The 1,638-nt window shown below is 67.8% G+C and carries 2 protein-coding genes; one reads left to right on the top strand and one right to left on the bottom strand.

Annotation, left to right across the window (positions count from 1 at the left end; translation table 11 throughout):
• Positions 1-32: 32 nt before the first annotated feature.
• The gene (locus ACWED2_RS48275; RefSeq protein ID WP_449697233.1) at positions 33-1,196 is read right to left on the bottom strand and encodes an IS630 family transposase; all 1,164 of its coding nucleotides are present in this window, start codon (positions 1,194-1,196) and stop codon (positions 33-35) included.
• Between the two features lie 73 nt (positions 1,197-1,269).
• Here ACWED2_RS48275 and ACWED2_RS48270 point away from each other — a divergent pair, with 73 nt between their 5' ends.
• The gene (locus tag ACWED2_RS48270) at positions 1,270-1,593 is read left to right on the top strand and encodes a hypothetical protein (RefSeq protein WP_449697232.1); all 324 of its coding nucleotides are present in this window, start codon (positions 1,270-1,272) and stop codon (positions 1,591-1,593) included.
• Positions 1,594-1,638: the final 45 nt, after the last annotated feature.

Raw genomic sequence — 1,638 nt, 5'->3', positions numbered from 1 at the left:
AGTGGTTGGTTTCGGAAGTTCTTCGTGGGTGGTCATGCTGCGTGTGGGAGTTCGGTGGTGATGTCCTGGTGTTCGTGGTCGCTGATCCTGGTCAGAAGGTCGCGTAGGTCCCGGCGGGTGAACTTCCATCGGAAGGGTTCGGCGGTCGCGTTGTAGCGCTTCTCGAACTCGGCGAGTCGTTGCTTGACCTCGTCCAGATCGGTGAAGTCGTTGGGAGACACGACCTTGCGTTGCACCACCGAAAAGTAGATCTCCACTTGGTTCAGCCATGAGGCGTGGATCGGGGTATGCACCATGACCGCGTTGGGAAACCGCTTCGCCAGCCGATCGATCGCGGCCTGGCCCCGGTGGGAGGACCCGTTGTCCACCACCCAGAACACCCGCTTCGCCGAGGCATACGGCTCGACGGTCATGACCTGCTCGACCAGCGTCATGAACGGCACGATCCCGGTCGAGGCCGCGCACCGCCCGGACACCCGCGCCCGGTGCACGTCGTAGGCAGCCAGATACGCCACCGCACCACCCCGCTCGTACTCGTGATTGACCCGCATCATCCGCGCCCGCCCCGGCGCCAAGGTGGGATGACACCGGCAGCGGGCCTGGATCGAGGTCTTCTCATCACTGGAGATCACGAACTCATCCGGCCCCAGCCTCCGGCCGTTCCAGCGGCGTTCGTAGAGATCCAGCACCCGCCCGGCCTTCGCCGCGAAGTCCGGATCACGCGGAAACAGCCACGACCGGTACTGCCACGGCTTGATTGCCTCCTGAGCCAGCCACCGCCACACCGTCGCCGCCGACATCGCCTCCGCGATGCCCTGGGCCACCACCTCCCGGGCCAGTTCCGGGCACGACCACCGCGACAACGCCACCCCCGCAGCGACCGGCAACTGACACGCCAGCGCCTTGACCTGCGCGACCTGCACCGGCGTGAACCGGGACGGCCGGCCCGAGCGGGCCCGATCAGCCAAACCGGCCAGCCCCTGCGCCGCGAACCGGCCACGCCAGGTCCGGACCGTGTCCACGCTGATCCCCACCGCCGCCGCGATCGCCGTGTTGGGCCACCGGCGAGCGGCCAGCAGCACGATCTGCGCCCTGACCTTGTCCCGATACGGCGTCTTCTGCCCCCGGGAACGCCGGGTCAGCACCCGCCGGATCGCGCCGGTCACTGTCACTGGACAGGCCTGGACCACGGGCATCGCAACACGGCTCGTTTCATGATCGAGGAGTCAAGACGGGCGCCCAGGATGCCGGTCGGGCACGATATCGGTCATGGCCACCCCACCGGAGTCCACCAAGATCTCTGTCGGGCAACGGTTGCGCGCCCACGCCGCGACCCACTGGCCCCAGGCCGGTGAGCTGGAGTTCCGCTACCGGGGCGCGTTCGTCTACGTCGAGGCGCACCTGCCCGACGGGACAGTGCAACCCCTGATCCGGCTCCGGTATGGCGGCTCAGCCCGGCACTGGGGCTTCGGGCTCTACCTGGCCAGCAGCGACCGCTACGAGAACCAGACCCTGCCCACCGGGTTCCCCAGCGGCAGCCCCGAAGAAGCCCTCGACTGCGCCTGCCGCCTCTACCTGGACAACCCCTACTGATCCGGGGTCGACACGACCCCCGAAGAACTTCCGAAACCGACCACT

The sequence above is a fragment of the Amycolatopsis sp. NPDC005003 genome, from assembly GCF_053600695.1.
The sequence above is the reverse complement of the archived record's forward strand: the minus strand, read 5'-3'. Positions and strand labels throughout refer to the sequence as shown.

Coding starts and splice junctions, on each gene's coding strand:
- ACWED2_RS48275 (WP_449697233.1), bottom strand. CDS start 1,196: ATGCCCGTGGTCCAGGCCTGTCCAGTGACAGTGACCGGCGCGATCCGG.
- ACWED2_RS48270 (WP_449697232.1), top strand. CDS start 1,270: ATGGCCACCCCACCGGAGTCCACCAAGATCTCTGTCGGGCAACGGTTG.